The sequence below is a fragment of the Streptomyces sp. XY431 genome, assembly GCF_001279805.1.
In the GTDB taxonomy this organism is placed as follows: Bacteria; Actinomycetota; Actinomycetes; order Streptomycetales; family Streptomycetaceae; genus Kitasatospora; species Kitasatospora purpeofusca.
On sequence record NZ_LGDO01000259.1, the window covers coordinates 1 to 1,369 of the forward strand.

Below are 1,369 nucleotides of genomic sequence, written 5' to 3' on the forward strand. Positions count from 1 at the left end.
CTCGTCACCGGTCAAGGTCAACTCGGCCATCGGCCGACCCATGCGCGCCATGGAAACAGGCTACAGATATGAAGCGGATTTCAGGCGCAGGACACTAGAAGGCCGGTGACGATCTTGGGGCGCTTCCGGGTACGGCGGTGTGCCGTGACTAGCCCACCGCTTGATCGTCTACAAGGCATGACTATTTTCCGTCGCACCCTGGTGGCCCTCGCGCTCACCGGTACCGCCCTGTCCTTCACCGGCAATGCCCACGCCGGCAACGTGACCCTTTTCGGAGATCGCGGCGGGGAAGTGGACAGCATGGACGACCACTTCGCCATGACCGTCCACGGCAACAGCAGCCACAGCGGGAGGGACATCACCGACACCGAGATCACCAACACCATCACTGGGTCGGCCCAGGACATCCTCATGTGAACAAGGCCATGCACTCACCGGAGGTCGCAGCCGGGCGGTGACAGGCTGCGCGGCCAGGTGACGGTATCTCGACCAGTCACAGTGGGGCCGCCGCTGCCCCGCAGACCCGCATCCGGGGCCGGTTCCACCCTGCGAGCACCCGGCCCGCCGGCAGGGGTGCCCGAGGTGGGACGCGCATCGCAAGCCCATACCGGAGCGATCGCTGGGGCGGGTGATCTTTCGAGGTTTTCCCGCCCTCGATGCCCTTCTTGCGTGATCATGAGTGCACCCGTACCAATTGGCAGGAGCACGGCATGACAATCACCTACACCAACCCGGACTACCCGATCCCGGCCAAGCGGTTCGTGCTGGACATCGACGGCGACGGTGTGACCGACGCGGCGTTCGACGACGTGAGCGGCCTCACGGCCTCCGAGGCGATGGGCCCTGGCGGCTGGATCCAGATGCCCGGCCAGCCCGACATCCCCCAGATCACACTCCGCAAGGGCGCCATCCCGAAGGACAGCCCGCTGTTCGCCTGGCTCCTGACCGTCAGCGAGAACAAGGTCGACAAGAAGGACTGCAGGATCTCGCTGACCGACGGGTCCGGCTCGGAGCCGGTCGTCACCTGGACTCTCACCGACGCGTTCCCGGTGAAGCTGTCCGGGCAGAATCTGGACGGCTCCACCGGCGATGGGTCGATCGAAGAGGTGGTCCTGTGGGCCAAGTCGCTTGGCATCGACTACCACTGACTGTTCGCCACTCGGGCAGGTGAAACCTCCCCGGGTGTTCCCCGCGCTTGTGGCGGGAGTGATGTCGCGGACCGTCTCCAGCATCCGCTCCGACGAGTGCAACCTGGCTGCGCTGGTCAGTAAGAGGAGCTAACAGAAAGCCGATGTTTGGCCATGTCTCTTCGTCCGTCTGCTCGTTGGTCCATCCGTGGGGAAGCTGAAGGGTCCGCCGTGGATAGTGT

2 protein-coding genes are annotated in these 1,369 nt (G+C 64.9%); both read left to right on the forward strand.

The genetic code is table 11. From position 1 onward, the window contains the following. Positions 1–177: 177 nt before the first annotated feature. The gene (locus ADK60_RS22885) at positions 178–417 is read left to right on the forward strand and encodes a hypothetical protein (protein ID WP_053648562.1); all 240 of its coding nucleotides are present in this window, start codon (positions 178–180) and stop codon (positions 415–417) included. 293 nt (positions 418–710) lie between these two features. Then, positions 711–1,148 (forward strand): phage tail protein, encoded by a 438-nt coding sequence (locus tag ADK60_RS22890; RefSeq protein ID WP_053648564.1) that lies wholly within the window; start codon positions 711–713, stop codon positions 1,146–1,148. Positions 1,149–1,369: the final 221 nt, after the last annotated feature.

Excerpts from the sequence above, each read along its gene's own strand:
- ADK60_RS22890 (WP_053648564.1), top strand. The coding sequence starts at position 711 with ATGACAATCACCTACACCAACCCGGACTACCCGATCCCGGCCAAGCGG.
- ADK60_RS22885 (WP_053648562.1), top strand. The coding sequence starts at position 178 with ATGACTATTTTCCGTCGCACCCTGGTGGCCCTCGCGCTCACCGGTACC.